This window comes from Streptomyces sp. NPDC088246, from assembly GCF_044741025.1.
Classification (GTDB): Bacteria; Actinomycetota; Actinomycetes; order Streptomycetales; family Streptomycetaceae; genus Streptomyces.
Genome location: NZ_JBIURV010000001.1, coordinates 187,143 through 203,185, shown reverse-complemented (window position 1 = coordinate 203,185; position 16,043 = coordinate 187,143). Strand labels below are relative to the sequence as shown.

The following is a 16,043-nucleotide window of genomic DNA, read 5'->3' as shown; positions in this document are numbered from 1 at the left end:
TCAGTCCTCGGCCGGGCGGCGACGGCGCACGCTGCGGAACCCGACGGCGGCGGCCGCGACGGCGGCCAGGGCCAGACCGATCACCACATGCACGGCGCCGGGGCCGTTTTGATGGGCTTGTTTGTCGGTGAGGACGGCGGTGCCGCCGCCTCCCGCGCTGACCGGGGCGAGGGGCGTGGCCCGGTCGCGGTCGATGACGGTGACCCTGCCGGATGTCTTGGTGCCCTTGTCGTCCGTACAGACGATCTGGATGTCATGGTCGCCCGGGGAGGCGTCCGAGCTGATCCGGGCCTGCGCGAAGAGGCCCCCGTCCGCGGCGGGCGAGAAGCGCGCCTCCGAGACGAAGGCATCGGAAGTGCCCCTGGCCTCCTTGCCCCCGCAGGCGTCCAGTCTGAGGGCCACGTCACCGCCCGGGGCGGCGGAGGGCGGGGTCACCGAGAGTGTGGTGCGAGAGTCCGAGCCTGTCCGGCCGGACCCGGATTCGGCCAGCGCGGCGGAAGTCGGCACCAGGATCGCCGCGACGGCCGCGACGGCACAGAACGTGAGGGATATCGAACGCATCGTGAACCTCCTTAGGGAAGGTTCACGCCTGCTGCGGCATTTCGCATCCGCAGGAGCACAGGGGGCGGGGCGGGCAGGCAAGGCCCCCTCGGAACGTTTTCCCCCGCCCCCTCGGGCCGGTGCCCCGCCGGGCTCAGCTCACGTCGACGAGGTCGACCAGATCGGCGATGGAATCGACGACCGTGGACGGCCGGAAGGGGTACCTGTCGATATCCGCCATTGCGGTGAGACCGGTGAGGACCAGGAACGTCTGCATCCCCGCCTCCAGGCCGGCCAGCACATCGGTCTTCGAAGCTGTATGTACGAACCTCACCACGCACACATAAAACGTATACTTTGGCACGATCTTGAAGGCAACACTGGCGGGGACAGACATGCTCGCAGTAGGTGGATACGCCCGAATCTCAGACATCGGGCAGATAGGTGACGGGCGCGACGGCCGAGAGGGAGTCGTCCGCCAGCGCGAAGACGTGTACGACTTGGCTCAGCTCAAGCGCGTCAACGTGCACCGCGTCTACGAGGACAACGACACCTCCGCCTACAAGCGCCGCGTGAAGCGCAAGGACTTCGAGGAGATGGTCCTCGACCTTCAGAACGGCGTGATCAGCGGCATCCTGGCCTACAACATCGACCGCATCGCCCGCCAGCCGCGCGACCTTGAACGTCTCATCGACATCTACGAGCAGGCCCGTCGGCCCATGGTCTTCGGTACCACCGCAGGTGACTATGACCTGACGACCGGAGACGGGCGTTTCCAGGCCCGCATCTACGTGACCATCGCCAACAAGTACTCCGCGGATGCCGCCCGCCGAGTCGCCCGGCAGAAGCTGGCCGAGGCCACGGACGGGAAGCCGCACAAGGGGCAGCGGGCTTTCGGCTGGAAGGACGTAGAGCACGTCGACGAGTGGGAAGCCGAGCTTCTCCGGAAGGCCCGCAGGGACGTGGTCAAGGGCAAGACGATCGCCACTCTCCATGAGGAGTGGACGGAACTGGGTGTGCGCGGCCCCCAGACTCCCCCCGGCAAGACGATCGGGTACACCAGCGTGAAGTACGTGCTGAGGAACCCTCGCTTGTGCGGGTACCGCGCCTACATCCCGCAGGAAGTTCGCGAGAGGTCCGGCCGCGTGGACCCCACCGAATACCTGGTCGAGCGTACGGACGGCACACCGGTCATCGGGCAGTGGGAGACGATCTTCACGCCTGCGGAGTGGCGGGAACTGATCGATGTACTGGACGCCCGGAAGAACACCGGCAGGGGCCGCAAGACTGGGACCACGGTCACGAAGCGGCTGCTCACTGGCATCGCCCGCTGTGCGAAGTGTGGAACCGGCCTGCAATCCGCCATGTACGCGAAGGGCACTCCCAGCTACGAGAAGTACGGGTACTACTACCTGTGCAAGAAGGCGAGCGGCGGGTGCGGAAAGCTGTCCCGCAGCGGTCCCCCCGTCGATGACTACGTAGAGAAGGCCCTTCTCGGCAACCTCAAGAAGCAGGCTCGCAATGTACAGCCCGCTGAAGAGGAAGACCCCGAGTTGGTCAAGGCCAGGAAGACATTGGAGCAGATCGAGGCGGACAAAGCCGAGGCTCGACAGCTTCGGGCGGACGACCTGCTCTCTCTCGGCGAGTTCGCCCGCGAGATCCGCCGCCTGGAGGACAAGGAGCGGGAGACGAAGGGAAAGGCCTCGGCGCTTTCGGGGACTCCCGCCCGAGCAGGCTCCGCGGCCGGTCGCATCGTCCGCGAATGGGAGGGCTACACCGCGGACATGAAGCGGCAGGAAATCATGAGGAGTATCGAATCTGTGGTGATCAGCGGAGCAGGTAAGGGCGGCGCACAGCGCGGAGTGTTCCGCCCGGAACTCCTTGAGATCGTGTGGAAGTAGCCCGTGTACCAACGACTACCGTCCGCACGAGTGGGACACCCGAGCCGGCACCTCGAACTCGCCATCCCCAAGCCGAGGCAGGGCAGTTGCTTCCCTCACTGGCCGTGTACGCGAACCGCGCTGGTGGACGCGGATTTGAGAGCAGGCACGGTTCCCCTCTGGGCGGCGGAGCGGGGTTACTCCTTATGCATAAACATGCATTGCAGGCGATCTTCGGGCAAGTTGCCCCTTACTTATGCATAGGGAACCCATGAACGAAAGGGTATGTTTCCCCCTGCGACCGGTCCGGGCTGCGAGACGTTCAGGCTCTGAGTGCGACGAGTGAATAGCATGGTCACCCCGTGAGTCCTCGTATGGCAGGAGCCGCACCCATGACAGATCACAAGCCCATCGATTCGTGGCTCACCGACATGGACGGGGTGCTGATGCACGAAGGCGTGCCGATCCCTGGCGCGGATGCCTTCATCAAGAAGCTCCGGGATTCGGGCAAGCCATTCCTCGTGCTGACGAACAACTCGATCTACACGGCCCGAGACCTGCATGTACGACTCAGCCGGATCGGCCTCGACGTACCGATTGAGAACATCTGGACCTCGGCCCTGGCCACCGCCAAGTTCTTGGACAGTCAGCACCCTGGCGGCACGGCGTACGTCATCGGAGAGGCCGGGCTCACCACCGCCTTGCATGAGGCCGGGTACGTGCTGACCGACGCCGAGCCCGATTTCGTGATCTTGGGTGAGACTCGGACTTACTCGTTCGAGGCCCTGACGAAGGCCATCCGGTTGATAAACAACGGTGCCCGCTTCATCGCCACCAACCCCGACAACACCGGACCCTCGCCCGAGGGGGCGTTGCCTGCCACTGGTTCCGTTGCCGCGTTGATCACGAAGGCGACCGGCAAGGAGCCGTACTTCGTCGGCAAGCCCAACCCGCTGATGATGCGCAGTGCGCTGAACACGATCGGTGCGCACTCCGAGAGCAGCGCCATGATCGGTGACCGGATGGACACGGATGTGTTGGCCGGGCTGGAGGCCGGGATGGACACCTTCCTGGTGCTCACCGGGCTGACGGCCAAGGCCGACATCGAGCGCTACCCGTACCGGCCGACGAAGGTCGTGGACTCGATCGCGGACCTCGTCGACCTCGTCTGAGTGGCGGTCCGGCACTCCGCCCCGCAGCGGAGTGTCAGGCAGCCAGAATAAGACGTTCGGGGGCCCTGAGAACGGCGTTTCCGCAGCTCAGGGCCATACATCCTTTGTGTCGGTGAGCCGGGATGAGATCGGCTTGCGCTCTGCCATGTGGGACTCCTGCCGTACGCCGTGTGCGGGGACGCCGGCGGCACCGCCTCCAGGATGGTCCAGACCCGTTACCTTTGCGCGATGATCCGCCGAAGTCGCTTTTCCTCGAGGTGAATCGCCGGCCGGCGGTCAGCTGCCGGTGGCCGACTTCCAGGCCTCGACGTACGTGTCCAGATTGGTGCCGATGTCCGACCAGTCGGGCTCGAAGATCTCCACGCCGTCCATCAGCTTGGCGAGCTCGATGGCGTTGGCGTCGGTGGCCTCGACGTCCTTGCGGGCCGAGAAGCCGCCGCCGACCGCGCTGACGTCCTTCTGCGCCTGCTCGGAGAGCATGAAGTCGAGCAGCTTCTTGCCGTTGGCGCTGTGCGGGGCCTTGTCGACCAGGCCGGCCGCGTACGGCAGGGCGAAGGTGGTGGGCTTGCCGCCCTCCCTCGCGGGGAACCAGATGCCGAGGTTCGGCATGTCCTTGGACTGTGCGTAGTTCATCTGGACGTCGCCGTTGGCGGCGAGCAGTTCGCCCTTGTCGACCTTGGGAGCGAGCTTGCCGGTGGAGGCGGACGGGCCGACGTTGTTCGCCTGCAGCTTCTTCAGGTACTCCATCGCCGGCTCCTTGCCGCCGAAGTCGTGCATCGCCTTGATCAGTACGGCCGTGCCGTCACCGGCGACTCCGGGGGTGGAGTACTGGATCTTGTTCTTGAACTTTCCGTCGAGCAGTTCCTCCCAGGTGGTGGGGGCCGACTTCAGCTCCTTCTTGTTGTGGATGAAGCCGAAGTAGTTGTTGACGACGGAGGTCCACTTGGAGTCGGACGCCTTGTCGGCGCCGTCGACCTTGTCGGAGCCGGCCGGTGCGTACGCCGTCAGGAGGCCCTTGCTGTCGGCCTGCTGGATGAACGGCGGCAGGGTGACCAGCACATCGGCCTGGGTGTTGGACTTCTCGCGGGCGGCACGCTGCACCATCTCGCCGGAGCCGCCCTCCACGTACTTGACCTTGATGCCGGTCTTCTTCTCGAAGTCCTTGAAGACCTTGTCGTACCAGCCGTCGCCGTTCCCGCCCTTGAGGCCGTCCGCGCTGTAGACGGTGACGACCTTCTCGTCGGAGGCGGCCGAGGAGCCGCCGCAGGCGGAGAGGGTGGCGGCGAGGGCGAGGCAGCCGGTGACGGCGGCTACGGGCTTGAGGTGGTTCTTGCGCATGGCGGTCGTATCTCCTGGATGTCGGCCGGAAACCGGCCGGAGTCGGTACGGGGGTGTCGGCCGATCCATGGATCGACGGATCAGCGGTACGAGGCCCTGGTACGGATTCGGGCGACGCCGAGCAGCACGAGCAGCGTCGTTCCCATCAGGACCACGGCGACGGCCGCTCCGGTGAACAGCGAGCCACGGTCGGTGGCCGCGAAGATCTGCACCGGGAGCGGTGTCCAGTCCGGCGGGTAGAGCATCATCGTGGCGCTCAACTCACCCATGGACAGCGCGAAGCAGAGCCCTGCGGCCGCCGTGAGGGCCGGCAGCAGGAGCGGCAGCTTGATGCGCCACAGGACGTACGAGGGCCGGGCGCCGAGACTGGCCGCCGCCTGTTCGTACATCGGGTCAAGACGCACTATTGCCGCCGAAACCGACGAATAGGCGAACGCCGTGACAAGAATCGTGTGCGCCAGGATCACGATCCAGCGCGTCCCGTTCAGCAGCATCGGCGGCTTGCTGAACGCGACGAGCACGGCGAGGCCGACGACGACCGACGGCACGGCGACCGGCAACATGAACAACGCGTCGAGGAACCTCCTGCCGCGCCTGCGCAGCGAGGCGGCGGCGAGCGCGGCCCAGGAGCCGACGGCGAGGGCGAGCAGACTGGCGCTGACGGCGGTGATCAGGCTGGTGGTCAGGGCCTGGAGGGAGTCGCCGCCGGTCGCGGCCGCGTAGTGCTCGGTGGTCGGGCCCGAGGGGAGGGCGCCGGACCAGTTGGTGGTGAACGACGCGGCGAGGACGACCAGCAGCGGCACCGCGAACAGCGGGACGAAGAGCACGAAGAACACGGCCCAGGCGGCCCACTTCCCCGTTCGGCTATGCACCAACACGGCGGCTCACCATCCGGTACAGGCTGTAGAGACCCACGGAGATCGCGATGTTGACGACGGCGACGACACAGGCGGACGGGTAGTCGGACTCCAGGATCGCCTTGCTGTAGACGAGCATCGGCAGGGTCGTGACCCCTTTCGCACCGGTGAACAGCACGATGCCGAACTCGTTGAGACACATCACGAGGACGAGGCTGCCGCCCGCGGCGAGCGCGGGGAGCGCCTCGGGGAGGATCACCTGCCGCACGATCCGGGCCGGCCTGGCGCCCAGCGAGGACGCCACCTCCAGCTGCGCGGTGTCGAGCTGCGAGAACGCGGCGAGCAGCGGACGCATCACGAACGGGGTGAAGTACGTGACCTCGGCGAGCAGCACACCCCACGGGGTGGTGAGGAAGTCGAAGGGCCCGTTCGATGCCCCGGTGACGTCCGTCCACAGGCCGTTGGCCATGCCGGCATTGCCGTAGATGAACAGCAGGGCGAGCGTGATCAGGAACGACGGGAAGGAGAGGAAGACGTCGATGAACTTGGCGACCGCCCTGCCTCCGGGGAACGGCACGAACGCGATGACCATGGCCAGGACGAAGCCCAGCACCAGACATCCGACGGTCGAACCGACTGCCAGCCACACGGTGGTCGTCAGCGCGGAGCGGAACGACTCGGAGGCGAACACGTCACCGTACGGGGCGAGCGAGGTGCCGCCCTCGTCCGGGCTGACGGACTGCTGAACGACGAGGGCCAGCGGGTAGAGGAAGACGAGCGCGAGGACGGCGACGGGCGGCAGCGCCCAGACGAAGCGGGGGATCCGGCGGTCGCCCGCACCCCGGTCCGGGCCCTCGATGGGCTTGCGCGGGCCGGCGATCGAGCCCGTCCGCCGCCTGAGGACGGACCGGCTGTCCGACGGTCCCGGGCGGACGTCCGCGGTCAGCGCGCTAGGCATGCGCCCCTCCCCCGGTTCCCGGTGCCGTGCCCGCAGGCAGCAGCACCGCGTCCTCCGCGGCGAAGTGCAGCGTCACCGTGTCACCGAGCGCCGGCGTCTCACGCAGCTCGCGGAGGTCCGCCTTGACCCGGTGCCCGTCGACGTCGACGTACAGCCGGTGGGTGGAGCCCCGCCACTGCACCTCGGCGATCGTGCCGCTCAGCGCGTTGGGCCCGTCGCCGAGCCCGACCAGATGGGGCCGGACGCACAGGGTGGCGGTGGCACCGCCGGCCGCTTCGCCGGTCGGTACGTCGAGCGCGCGCCCCGCGAAGTCGACGGTGTCGGCGCCGTCGGCGACGGTGACCGGCAGCAGATTCGCGTTGCCGACGAACGATGCGGTGAACTCCGTACGCGGACGGCGGTACAGCTCCTGCGGAGTGCCGCAGTCCTGCAGCCGCGCCTTGTCCATGACCGCGATCCGGTCGGCGAGGGTGAGCGCCTCGACCTGGTCGTGGGTGACGTACAGGATGGAGACGTCCGGCAACTCCCGGTGCAGTCGAGCCAGTTCGGCGAGCATTCCGGAGCGCAGCTGGGCGTCGAGCGCGGAGAGCGGTTCGTCGAGCAGGAGCACGCCGGGGCGGATGGCGAGCGCGCGGGCGATGGCGACGCGCTGTTGCTGGCCGCCGGAGAGTTCGCGCGGGTAGCGCTCGGCGTAGGCGGCCATGCCGACGAGTTCGAGGGCCTCGGCGACCCGCTCGGGGATCTCCGCCTTCGCCGCCTTGCGGGCCTTGAGTCCGAAGGCGACGTTGTCCTGGACCCGCATGTGCGGGAAGAGGGCGTACTGCTGGACGACCATGCCGATGCCGCGTTTGTGCGGCGGCAGCCCGGTGACATCTCGGTCGCCGAGGTACACCCGGCCCGAGGCGGGCTGCACGAATCCGGCGACGGCGCGCAGGGCGGTGGTCTTGCCGGACCCGGAGGGCCCGAGCAGCGCCATGACCTCGCCGGGTTCGACGGTCAGATCGAGCCGGTCGAGGACGGTGTTCCCGCCGTAGGCGACGCTGACCTGATCGAAACGGATCCCGCCGGTGGCCCCGCCGGTCATGCTTCCGCCCGGGCGACGAGGTCCGGCAGCTCGGCGACCGAACGCAGGACGTGAGTGGCCCCGTTGCGGGTCAGCTGGTCCTTGTCGTGTGCGCCGGTCAGCACGCCCGCGACGATCCCGGCCCCGGAGCGGATGCCGCTGAGCATGTCGTACGAGGTGTCCCCGGCGACCACGGTCTGCTGGACGCCGTCCACCGCACCGGTGCGCAGGAAGGCGGCGAGGACCATGTCCGGGTGGGGGCGCCCGCGCCCGCCCGCGTCGGCGGGGCACAGGGTCAGGTCGGCCAGGTCCTGCCAGCCGAGTGCGGCGAGGATCGCGTCCTGGGTGACGCGCGCGAACCCGGTGGTGAGGACCACTGTGCGGCCGGCCGCCTTCAGCTCCTCGATCGCCGCGCGTGCGCCGGGGACGGGCGCGATACGGCCGCCGCCGACCAGCTCCATGTACGCCTCCTCGAAGGCGGTGTTGGCCTGCTGGGCCCGGTCCTCGTCACCGAAGAGGTGGCGGAAGACGGAGATCTTGGACTCGCCCATGGTGGCGCGTACGTAGTCGAGCTTCCCGGCGTGGTCGGCGGAGCCGGGCGCCACGCCGAGGCGCTGGGCCGCGGCGGAGAAGGCCTGCTCGACGAGGCCGCCGTCGGCGACGGTGGTGCCGGCCATGTCGAGCACGATCAGGTCGAGGGGATTCTGCGAAGTCAACTTCTTCACCAGCCCAGTTCGTCGGCGGTCGTTTCGGCGATTGCGGGTGAGCAGGTCATGCCGCGGCCGCCCGGTCCGGTGACCAGCCAGACGCCGTCTCGCACCTGCCGGCGGTGGACGACCCGGCCGGCGTCGGTGCACTGGGCGTAAACCCCGGCCCAGCGGTGGCGGATCCTCGGCAGCGGGCGGCCGAGGAGGGATTCGACGACTCCGGTGAGGTGCTCGTACGGCTCCTCGACGGTGTCGAAGGAGAAGGGGTGCTCGTACTCGTGGGTGTCGCCGATGGTCAGTCCGCCGTCGCGGCGCTGCACCATCAGGAGCTGCATCCTGTGCTCGGCGGCGGTCGGCGCCTGTGCCTGCCGGGCGTTGAGGGTGTCCAGCGCCTCGCTCCGGTACGCCGGGTAGTAGCGGAAGCTGTCGGCGTCGGCGACGGAGGTGGTGAGCGGCTCGCCGAGCGGGTCGGTCTGCATCATCTGGAGGCGTACGCGGCGCACGGGCAGATCGGGGCCGGCCAGTTCGCGGACGAGTCCGCCGAGCCAGGCTCCGGTGGCCAGGATCACGGCGTCACCGGTGTGCACATCGCCGTGGTCGTCGCGGACGGAGGCGGTACCCCTCACCTCGCGGACCTCACGCCCACCGAGGTACGTATACCGCCCGGACTTCAGCAGCTCCTGCTTCAGTGCCAGTTGGGCGGTGCGTGGCTCGACCGCCGCATCCCGCTCGCACCAGAGGGCGGCGGTGAAGCCGCCGCGCAGCGCGGGGTTGATCGCTCGGGCCTCGTCGGCGGTGAGCAGCTTGTAGCCGCGGGCCGCCGCGTCGGGGCGGGCGACGGCCGCCTCTGCCACGGCGGTCTCCAGCTCGGTGCGGAGCGGGGTCAGCGAGCCGCAGGGCCGGAAACCGAGGCCGGGGACCCGGGCCCCGATGCCTTCCCACAACTCACGGGCGCGAAGTGCGGTCTCCAGCTCCTCGCCACCGGCCCGGCCGCTGACCCATATCTGTCCGAAATTGCGGAGCGATGCCCCGCGCGCCTCGCTCTCTCGCTCGATCTGTACGACCTCGTGGCCGCGGTTCACTGCGTGCCAGGCGTGCATGGTTCCCACCACGCCGGCTCCTACGACGATGACTCTCACGACGGCTACGCTCCTCGGGGCCGGTGACCCGTACGGATCGGTACGGCAACGGGAGGGTGAACCGAGCCCCAAGCTTGGACTAGACCCGTTACATTTCCGTTATCATGATGAGTCGATCGGCGGCTGCCGTGTCCAGGGTCGTTCAGCGTCCGCCCTGCGCGCCCAGGTGTGCGGTGAAGGAGAATCTGTCCCCGCGGAAAAGGGTCCGTACGCGCTCCAGCGGCTTCCCGTCCGTATCGCGCGAGATCCGGTGGATCAGCAGCATGGGCAGTGCGGGCGGCGTGCCGATGAGCAGCGCCTCTCGCGGCGTCGCGAGCACGGTCTCGATCCGCTCGTCCGCATCGCCGAAGGAGATCCCGAGCCGGTCGCGGAGGTAGGCGTAGAAGGACGAGTCGGGGTCGAATCCCTTGTCGAGATCCGGTACGCGGGCGACGGAGACGTACGTGCTCTCCAGGCCGACCCGGTCGTCGTCGGCGAGCAGCACCCGCTCCAGGTGCCAGACCGGTTCGCCGCTCCCCACCCCGATGTCGGTGGCCAGCGCCTCGGGGCAGGGGAACCGCTCCAGACCGATGAGGTGACGGCCGGGGGTGCGGCCCTGGCGGCGTACGCCTTCCGTATAGCTCGCCAACGAGAGCGGCTGCTCCAGCTTGGGGCCCGCGACGACGGTGCCGCGCCCCTGGCGGGCGAGCCGCCCCTCCAGCAGGAGTTCGCGCAGCGCCTGGCGCACTGTCTCGCGCGAGACTTCGTAGCGCTCGGCCAGATCGCGTTCGGTGGGCAGTATGCCGCCCTCGCCCAACTCCTCTATGAGGAGGGATACACGAGCCTTGACCGCGTAGTACTTGGGGATACGGCCGTGCTCCGGGATGCCGGAACGGATGGGTGCGCCAGGTGTCTGGTCGTACGGGTAGTCCACGGCCCGATGGTGGCAGACGGACATGAACACCCGTGAACGCCCAGGCGCGGACGGGCCTGACGACGGGTGCGGAAGGGGCGGTTCAGGGGCGGGGGCTGCGGCGCAGGCGGCGGGACCAGACCACCGTGGCCCCGCCGCCGATCAGGAACCCGGCAACGGTGATGCCGGGGTACGGAACAGTGGCCGGGCCGGTTGCGGCCAGCTCGGGAAGGTAGCTGTCGGCAGGGGTCCGGCCGGGTGCGAGCGGCCGCGGAGCGTCACCGGCACCGGTGGTGTCACCGGTACCGGCGCTGTCGGCGGCGTGACCGGTGCCGGCGGTGTCGGCGGCGTGACCGGTACCGGCGGTGTCGGCGGCGCGACCGGTACCGGCGGTGTCGGCGGTGGCGCTGGGCCTGGCTTCGTCGGGCAGGGTGTCGCGGGGAGTGTCGCCGACCTTCCCGGTCCCGCCGATCTCCCCCGTCCTGCCGCCCTCCCCTGTCTTGCCGACCTCGCCCGTCCCGCCAACCTCCCCCGTCCTGCCAGCCTTGCCAGTCCTGCCGGCCTCTCCCGTCCCACCGACCTCCCCCGTCCTGCTGACCTCCCCCGTCCCACCGACCTCCCCCGTCCCACCGACCTCCCCGGTCTCGCCGGTCTCGCCGATCTCTCCGGTCTCGCCGCTGTCGTCGACGACGGCAAAGGGGTATTCGCCGGACTCGCCGACCCAGGACCCGTCGTCCTTCCCGGTCCCGCCGCTCGCTGCGGGCTGCCGCTGGACGATCGCGGCATTGGCGGTCATCCGGCCCGGGCTGGTGTCCGAGGAGAACGCCATCCGGACCTCGACGGTGACGGTACGGCCCGCGGGGATGGTGAAGCCCTCGAAGGAGTCGGCGCCGTCGCCGCCGAAGACGCCGATGTGTTCGTCCTGGTCGGTGGTCTCCCAGGTGACGCGGTGCTCCACATCGGGACGGCTCGGCTCGGAGAACTCCAGCTGGATCTGGTCGGAGGTCAGCTTCCGGTCCTCGTCGGTGAGAACCAGCACAGGATGGATGGCCCGGCACGACTCGGTGGTGGTGTTGGTGAGGTCCAGGAACCAGGTTCCGTAGCCGCCGCCGGATGCGTAGGTGTCCGGGCCGCCGTGGATACGGGTGCTGATCGGGAAATCGCTCGCCTCGGGATCACCGCAGGTGGGCTGCTGGTCGGCGGTGGCGGAGTCCGGCTTCGAAACCGGGGTGGCCGAAGGTACGGCGGAGGCGGGTGTGGCGGATGTTCCACCGAGGACGGCGGGAACCACACTCGCCGCCGCCAGCCCGAGCGCGAGCCCGTGCCGCGTCCGCCCGGGGAGCGCGTGCGGGGGCGAGGGGGGACGCGCGGAGGCGGCGGATACGGGGATGGAGGCGGCGGAGGACAGCGGGATGGATACAGGACCGGCCGCGGAGATGGACGCAGGGGTGGAAGTGGAAGGTCTGCCGGACGGGGGCGGTGTGGGGGGCATGTGGGGGGCACCCTTCGCTGCTCGCGAGACGGTCGGCTCGCCCCGTGCGCCGGAGTTCACCGGCTCTGGGCCGCGACGCTGCCACGCGCGCGCGAGGCGACCGGCACCGACATGCCGGAGGGCCGCCCGGCCGGCGGCCCGCAACCGCTCGATCAGCTCAGTTGTGCCCCGCGTCCGCGCTTCTGCCCTCGGCCGCCGGGCGGCCACGGGACCGGAGCCGAACCCGCCGCCCTCAGCCGCCGGGCGACCACAGGACCGGAGCCGAACCCGCCGCCCTCAGCCGCCGGGCGACCACAGGACCGGAGCCGAACCCGCCGCCCTCAGCCGCCGGGCGACCACGGGACCAGGACCGCGCCTCCGTCCGCACCCGCGACGTCCGCACCCGCGACCCGCCCGAACAGCGGGGCCAGGACCAGCTGCGCGGCCCCCTCCGCGACCGGCCGGTCCCCTCCCCCGGCGGCGGTGACCGGCACGGGCGCGTCGATGCCGCCCAGCCGGGCGCGCTCGTCGATCACGGCGCGGACGCCTCGTACGTACGCATCGGGGTCGGCGGCGACGGTACGGCCGCCCAGCATGACCCGGTCGATGTCGAGCAGCCCGACGAGGTTGGCGGCGCCGGTACCCAGCACCCGTGCGGCCTCCGCGACATCACCGCGGGCGACGGCGGCGAGGCAGAGCGCCTCGATGCAACCGCGCCCCCCGCAGCTGCACACCGGCCCGTCCAGCTGGACGGTCTGGTGCCCGAACTCACCGGCCCCGGTACGGGCCCCGCGATGCAGCCCCCCGCCCAGGACCAGCCCGGCGCCGAGCCCGGTCCCGAGGTGCAGATACGCGAAGTCGCCCGCGCCCGCCGCGCGCAGGGCGAGGCCCAGGGCCGCGGCGTTGGTGTCCTTGTCGACGACGACGGGCAGCCCGGTCCTCGCCGCGAGCGCGTCCCGCAACGGATACCCGTCCCACTGCGGGAACCCGGTGACGCGGTGCAGCACCCCGCCCCGGTGGTCGAGCGGCCCCGGCACCGCCACGCCGACCCCGAGCACCGGCAACTCCACGGGCTGCGCGCCCCCGTCCCGTACCGCCGCGACCGCGTACGCCGCCACCGCGACCACCTCGTCCGCCGGGGCGCCGAAGTCCAGCGGGGCGGTACGGCTGGCGGCAACCGCGCCGGCCAGGTCGACGAGCACCACCGTCAGCTCGTCGCGGTCCAGGTGCATGCCGACCGCGTACCCGGCGTCCGGCACCAGCCGCAGCACGGTGCGCGGCTTGCCCCCGGTGGAGGCCCGGTGACCCGCATCGGTCGCCAGGCCCTCGGCGCGCAGCCGGGCGGTGATCTTACTGACGGCCTGCGGCGTGAGCCCCGTACGCTCGGCGAGTTCGAGCCTGCTGATGCCGCGCTCGCCCGCCACCCGCAGCAGATCCAGCACCAACGCCGCATTGTGGCTGCGCAGCGTCGGCAGGTTCGCGCCGCTATTACTCCTGTTCACAGCCCCATTGTCCCTGTCGCTTGCACTTTGGCAACAGCGTTGCTTAAGTGGCAGGCATGACTGGCAACTGGACTCACGAGACGCCCGGGCTGTCCGAGACCCGCCTGCGCGTCGGACTCGTCGGCTACGGCCTGGCGGGTTCCGTCTTCCACGCCCCGCTGATCGCCGCGACCGAGGGCCTCGTCCTCGACACGGTCGTCACCTCGAACGAGGAGCGGCAGGCGCAGGCGCGCGCCGAGTTCCCCGACGTACGGTTCGCCGCGTCGCCGGAGGAGCTGTGGGGGCGCGCGGACGAACTCGATCTGATCGTGATCGCGTCGCCGAACAGGACCCATGTCCCGATCGCGACCGCCGCGATCGAGGCCGGTCTGCCGGTCGTCGTGGACAAGCCGATCGCCGGTACGGCCGCCGAGGCGCGGGAGCTCGCGGCCCTCGCCGAGGAGCGCGGGCTGCTGCTCTCGGTCTTCCAGAACCGCCGCTGGGACAATGACTTCCTCACTCTCGCCCGCCTGGTCGCGGACGGTGAGCTGGGGGACGTACAGCGCTTCGAGTCCCGTTTCGAGCGGTGGCGCCCGCAGCCGAAGGGCGGCTGGCGCGAGTCGGGCGACCCCCAGGAGATCGGCGGGCTGCTGTACGACCTGGGCAGCCATGTCGTCGACCAGGCGCTCGTCCTGTTCGGACCGGCGGTACAGGTGTACGCGGAGTCCGATGTACGCCGCCCGGGCGCCGCCGCCGACGACGACACGTTTCTCGCGATCACCCATGCGAACGGGGTCCGCTCGCATCTGTACGTCAGCGCCACCACGGCCCAGCTCGGCCCGCGCTTCCGGGTGCTCGGCTCGGCCGCGGGCTATGTGAAGTACGGCCTCGACCCGCAGGAGGCCGACCTGCGCGCGGGCGCGCGTCCGACGGCGAACCGGCCGTGGGGCGAGGAGCCCGAGGAGCTGTGGGGCCGGATCGGCTCGGGCGAGTCCCCGCTGACCGGCGGCGGCGCCCCGGTCCGCACGCTGCCGGGCGACTACCCCGCGTACTACGCGGCGGTCACCGACGCACTGCGCGGAAAGGGTGACAATCCAGTGACCGCCCTCCAGGCCGCCGCTGCCCTGGACGTACTGGAGGCCGCGCGCCGCTCGGCCCGCGAGGGCGTCACCGTGCCCCTGCCCGCCGTAACCCCGTCCGCCTCCGCCGATACCGACACCGAGGAGCAGACCCCATGAACCCCACCGCTCCGACCATCTCCGAACTCATCGCTCAGGAACGCCGACTGACGCTGCCGCATTTCAGCTACGACGATGCGTACGCGCTCGGCGGCCTGCTCGTCTCGATGGCCCGGGAAAGGCACGCCCCGGTCGCCATCGACATCCGCCGCGGCGCACAGCAGCTGTTCCATGCCGCGCTGCCGGGATCGAGCGCGGACAACGACGCCTGGATCGACCGCAAGCGCAGGGTCGTTGAACGGTACGGCGAGAGCTCGTACCTGGTCGGATCCCGGTTCCGGTCGAAGGGGACGACCTTCGACGAGTCCTCGCGCCTGGACCCGGACACGTACGCCGCGCACGGCGGTTCGTTCCCGATCGCGGTCGAGGGCGCGGGCGTCATCGGCTCGGTGACGGTCTCGGGCCTGCCCCAGGCGGAGGACCACGCCCTGGTGGTCGAGGCGCTGGAACAGTTCGCGACGACGATCGGCGCGTGACGGGAAAGGAGGGGTGGGGCGCCGCCGACGCGGCACCCCACCCCTCCGATCTGTCAAGGCGGTCATCCCGGAGAAGAAAGACCGGGCCGCCAACCGCAAGAAGAAGGGCTCCACCGGCGGCCTGCCCCGTCCTCCTCGGCTTCGCCGCCCTGGCCATCCGCGGCCGCGTGAAACGCTGAGCACCGGCACGTCCCGGCAGGAGTCGGGGCATGATGCTGTTGAGCACCACCATCAGAGGCGGGACAAATGGCGAGCGCACCCGACTACAGCCACGGCATCGACTCCGAACGCGCCCTCAAATACGCCGTCCAGCACATCCGCGGGGACCGTGTTCAGATCATCGAGGGGATCATCGAGCCCGTGTCACCGACCTGGGACCACGAACGCGCCGCCCGAGTAGTGCGCCGGCAGCTCGAGGACCGCGTCGACGAACTCGGATGCGTCGAAGGGTCCGGGAACCTGGACCTGCCCGGGTCGTCGAACTGGTACGTCCCAGACATCGCAGTCGTCCCCGAGGAGCTCGCCAAAGGCGGCGGAGCACTGCTCCCCGACCAGACGCTCCTCGTCGTCGAGGTCACCTCGGAATCGAACGCGGAAACCGACCGGATCGTGAAACGCCGCCGGTACGCCGAGTACCGCGCCCCGCTCTACCTCCTCGTCGACCGGATCGAGGGCAGCATCACTCTGTTCTCCGAACCCGGCCACCTCGGCTACACCCGCGTCGACGGCCCCCACCCGTTCGGGACCGTGCTGCACCTGCCGGATCCGTTCAACCTGAACCTCGACACGGGCGGACTGTCGCCCGCCTGAGCGCCGCACGAAGCGGAAGGT

General features: G+C 70.0%; 15 protein-coding genes and 1 pseudogene. 5 read left to right on the top strand and 11 right to left on the bottom strand.

The genetic code is table 11. From position 1 onward, the window contains the following. Nucleotides 1–561, bottom strand: coding sequence for a hypothetical protein (locus ACIPEK_RS00950; protein ID WP_401989510.1), 561 nt, complete (start codon nucleotides 559–561; stop codon nucleotides 1–3). Nucleotides 562–694: 133 nt separating this feature from the next. Then, a pseudogene (locus tag ACIPEK_RS00945) lies at nucleotides 695–847 on the bottom strand (HAD hydrolase-like protein); the annotation flags it as partial. An 88-nt stretch (nucleotides 848–935) separates the two neighbouring features. Here ACIPEK_RS00945 and ACIPEK_RS00940 point away from each other — a divergent pair. Both ACIPEK_RS00940 and ACIPEK_RS00935 read left to right on the top strand, forming a co-directional pair. Next, complete coding sequence (locus tag ACIPEK_RS00940; protein WP_401989509.1) at nucleotides 936–2,441, top strand: recombinase family protein; 1,506 nt, start codon at nucleotides 936–938, stop codon at nucleotides 2,439–2,441. 371 nt (nucleotides 2,442–2,812) lie between these two features. Then, nucleotides 2,813–3,592 (top strand): HAD-IIA family hydrolase, encoded by a 780-nt coding sequence (locus tag ACIPEK_RS00935; RefSeq protein ID WP_401989508.1) that lies wholly within the window; start codon nucleotides 2,813–2,815, stop codon nucleotides 3,590–3,592. Nucleotides 3,593–3,868: 276 nt separating this feature from the next. Here ACIPEK_RS00935 and ACIPEK_RS00930 read toward each other — a convergent pair whose 3' ends face one another. From ACIPEK_RS00930 to ACIPEK_RS00890, 9 genes are all read right to left on the bottom strand, one after another. Beyond that, on the bottom strand, nucleotides 3,869–4,930 hold the full coding sequence (locus ACIPEK_RS00930) for a 2-aminoethylphosphonate ABC transporter substrate-binding protein (RefSeq protein WP_401989507.1): 1,062 nt from the start codon (nucleotides 4,928–4,930) through the stop codon (nucleotides 3,869–3,871). An 80-nt stretch (nucleotides 4,931–5,010) separates the two neighbouring features. After that, the gene (locus ACIPEK_RS00925) at nucleotides 5,011–5,808 is read right to left on the bottom strand and encodes an ABC transporter permease (protein WP_401989506.1); all 798 of its coding nucleotides are present in this window, start codon (nucleotides 5,806–5,808) and stop codon (nucleotides 5,011–5,013) included. Beyond that, a complete protein-coding gene (locus ACIPEK_RS00920) occupies nucleotides 5,795–6,745 on the bottom strand; it encodes a 2-aminoethylphosphonate ABC transporter permease subunit (protein WP_401989505.1) in 951 nt (316 codons plus the stop codon). Before ACIPEK_RS00920 ends, ACIPEK_RS00925 begins: the two co-directional genes overlap by 14 nt. Then, complete coding sequence (locus ACIPEK_RS00915) at nucleotides 6,738–7,829, bottom strand: ABC transporter ATP-binding protein (RefSeq protein ID WP_382941754.1); 1,092 nt, start codon at nucleotides 7,827–7,829, stop codon at nucleotides 6,738–6,740. The genes ACIPEK_RS00920 and ACIPEK_RS00915 overlap by 8 nt, the downstream gene beginning before the upstream one ends. Beyond that, nucleotides 7,826–8,533: a phosphonatase-like hydrolase gene (locus tag ACIPEK_RS00910; RefSeq protein WP_401989504.1), complete on the bottom strand. Its 708-nt coding sequence runs from the start codon at nucleotides 8,531–8,533 to the stop codon at nucleotides 7,826–7,828. Before ACIPEK_RS00910 ends, ACIPEK_RS00915 begins: the two co-directional genes overlap by 4 nt. Beyond that, nucleotides 8,530–9,654 (bottom strand): TIGR03364 family FAD-dependent oxidoreductase, encoded by a 1,125-nt coding sequence (locus ACIPEK_RS00905; protein WP_401989503.1) that lies wholly within the window; start codon nucleotides 9,652–9,654, stop codon nucleotides 8,530–8,532. Before ACIPEK_RS00905 ends, ACIPEK_RS00910 begins: the two co-directional genes overlap by 4 nt. A 142-nt stretch (nucleotides 9,655–9,796) precedes the next feature. Then, nucleotides 9,797–10,567 (bottom strand): GntR family transcriptional regulator, encoded by a 771-nt coding sequence (locus ACIPEK_RS00900; protein ID WP_401989502.1) that lies wholly within the window; start codon nucleotides 10,565–10,567, stop codon nucleotides 9,797–9,799. A gap of 82 nt (nucleotides 10,568–10,649) precedes the next feature. Then, nucleotides 10,650–12,038, bottom strand: coding sequence for a hypothetical protein (locus ACIPEK_RS00895; RefSeq protein WP_401989501.1), 1,389 nt, complete (start codon nucleotides 12,036–12,038; stop codon nucleotides 10,650–10,652). 320 nt (nucleotides 12,039–12,358) lie between these two features. Further along, nucleotides 12,359–13,519: an ROK family protein gene (locus tag ACIPEK_RS00890; protein ID WP_401989500.1), complete on the bottom strand. Its 1,161-nt coding sequence runs from the start codon at nucleotides 13,517–13,519 to the stop codon at nucleotides 12,359–12,361. A 56-nt stretch (nucleotides 13,520–13,575) separates the two neighbouring features. Between ACIPEK_RS00890 and ACIPEK_RS00885 the strand changes: the two genes are divergently transcribed. From ACIPEK_RS00885 to ACIPEK_RS00875, 3 genes are all read left to right on the top strand, one after another. Continuing rightward, the gene (locus ACIPEK_RS00885) at nucleotides 13,576–14,736 is read left to right on the top strand and encodes a Gfo/Idh/MocA family oxidoreductase (protein ID WP_401989782.1); all 1,161 of its coding nucleotides are present in this window, start codon (nucleotides 13,576–13,578) and stop codon (nucleotides 14,734–14,736) included. After that, on the top strand, nucleotides 14,733–15,212 hold the full coding sequence (locus tag ACIPEK_RS00880; RefSeq protein ID WP_401989499.1) for a heme-degrading domain-containing protein: 480 nt from the start codon (nucleotides 14,733–14,735) through the stop codon (nucleotides 15,210–15,212). Before ACIPEK_RS00885 ends, ACIPEK_RS00880 begins: the two co-directional genes overlap by 4 nt. 246 nt (nucleotides 15,213–15,458) lie before the next feature. Further along, nucleotides 15,459–16,022 (top strand): Uma2 family endonuclease, encoded by a 564-nt coding sequence (locus ACIPEK_RS00875; protein ID WP_401989498.1) that lies wholly within the window; start codon nucleotides 15,459–15,461, stop codon nucleotides 16,020–16,022. Nucleotides 16,023–16,043 lie beyond the last annotated feature (21 nt).

Bases quoted from the DNA above. Each gene is read 5' to 3' on its own strand.
- ACIPEK_RS00950 (WP_401989510.1), bottom strand. From the start codon at position 561: ATGCGTTCGATATCCCTCACGTTCTGTGCCGTCGCGGCCGTCGCGGCG.
- ACIPEK_RS00940 (WP_401989509.1), top strand. From the start codon at position 936: ATGCTCGCAGTAGGTGGATACGCCCGAATCTCAGACATCGGGCAGATA.
- ACIPEK_RS00935 (WP_401989508.1), top strand. From the start codon at position 2,813: ATGACAGATCACAAGCCCATCGATTCGTGGCTCACCGACATGGACGGG.
- ACIPEK_RS00930 (WP_401989507.1), bottom strand. From the start codon at position 4,930: ATGCGCAAGAACCACCTCAAGCCCGTAGCCGCCGTCACCGGCTGCCTC.
- ACIPEK_RS00920 (WP_401989505.1), bottom strand. From the start codon at position 6,745: ATGCCTAGCGCGCTGACCGCGGACGTCCGCCCGGGACCGTCGGACAGC.
- ACIPEK_RS00915 (WP_382941754.1), bottom strand. From the start codon at position 7,829: ATGACCGGCGGGGCCACCGGCGGGATCCGTTTCGATCAGGTCAGCGTC.
- ACIPEK_RS00895 (WP_401989501.1), bottom strand. From the start codon at position 12,038: ATGCCCCCCACACCGCCCCCGTCCGGCAGACCTTCCACTTCCACCCCT.
- ACIPEK_RS00885 (WP_401989782.1), top strand. From the start codon at position 13,576: ATGACTGGCAACTGGACTCACGAGACGCCCGGGCTGTCCGAGACCCGC.
- ACIPEK_RS00880 (WP_401989499.1), top strand. From the start codon at position 14,733: ATGAACCCCACCGCTCCGACCATCTCCGAACTCATCGCTCAGGAACGC.
- ACIPEK_RS00875 (WP_401989498.1), top strand. From the start codon at position 15,459: ATGGCGAGCGCACCCGACTACAGCCACGGCATCGACTCCGAACGCGCC.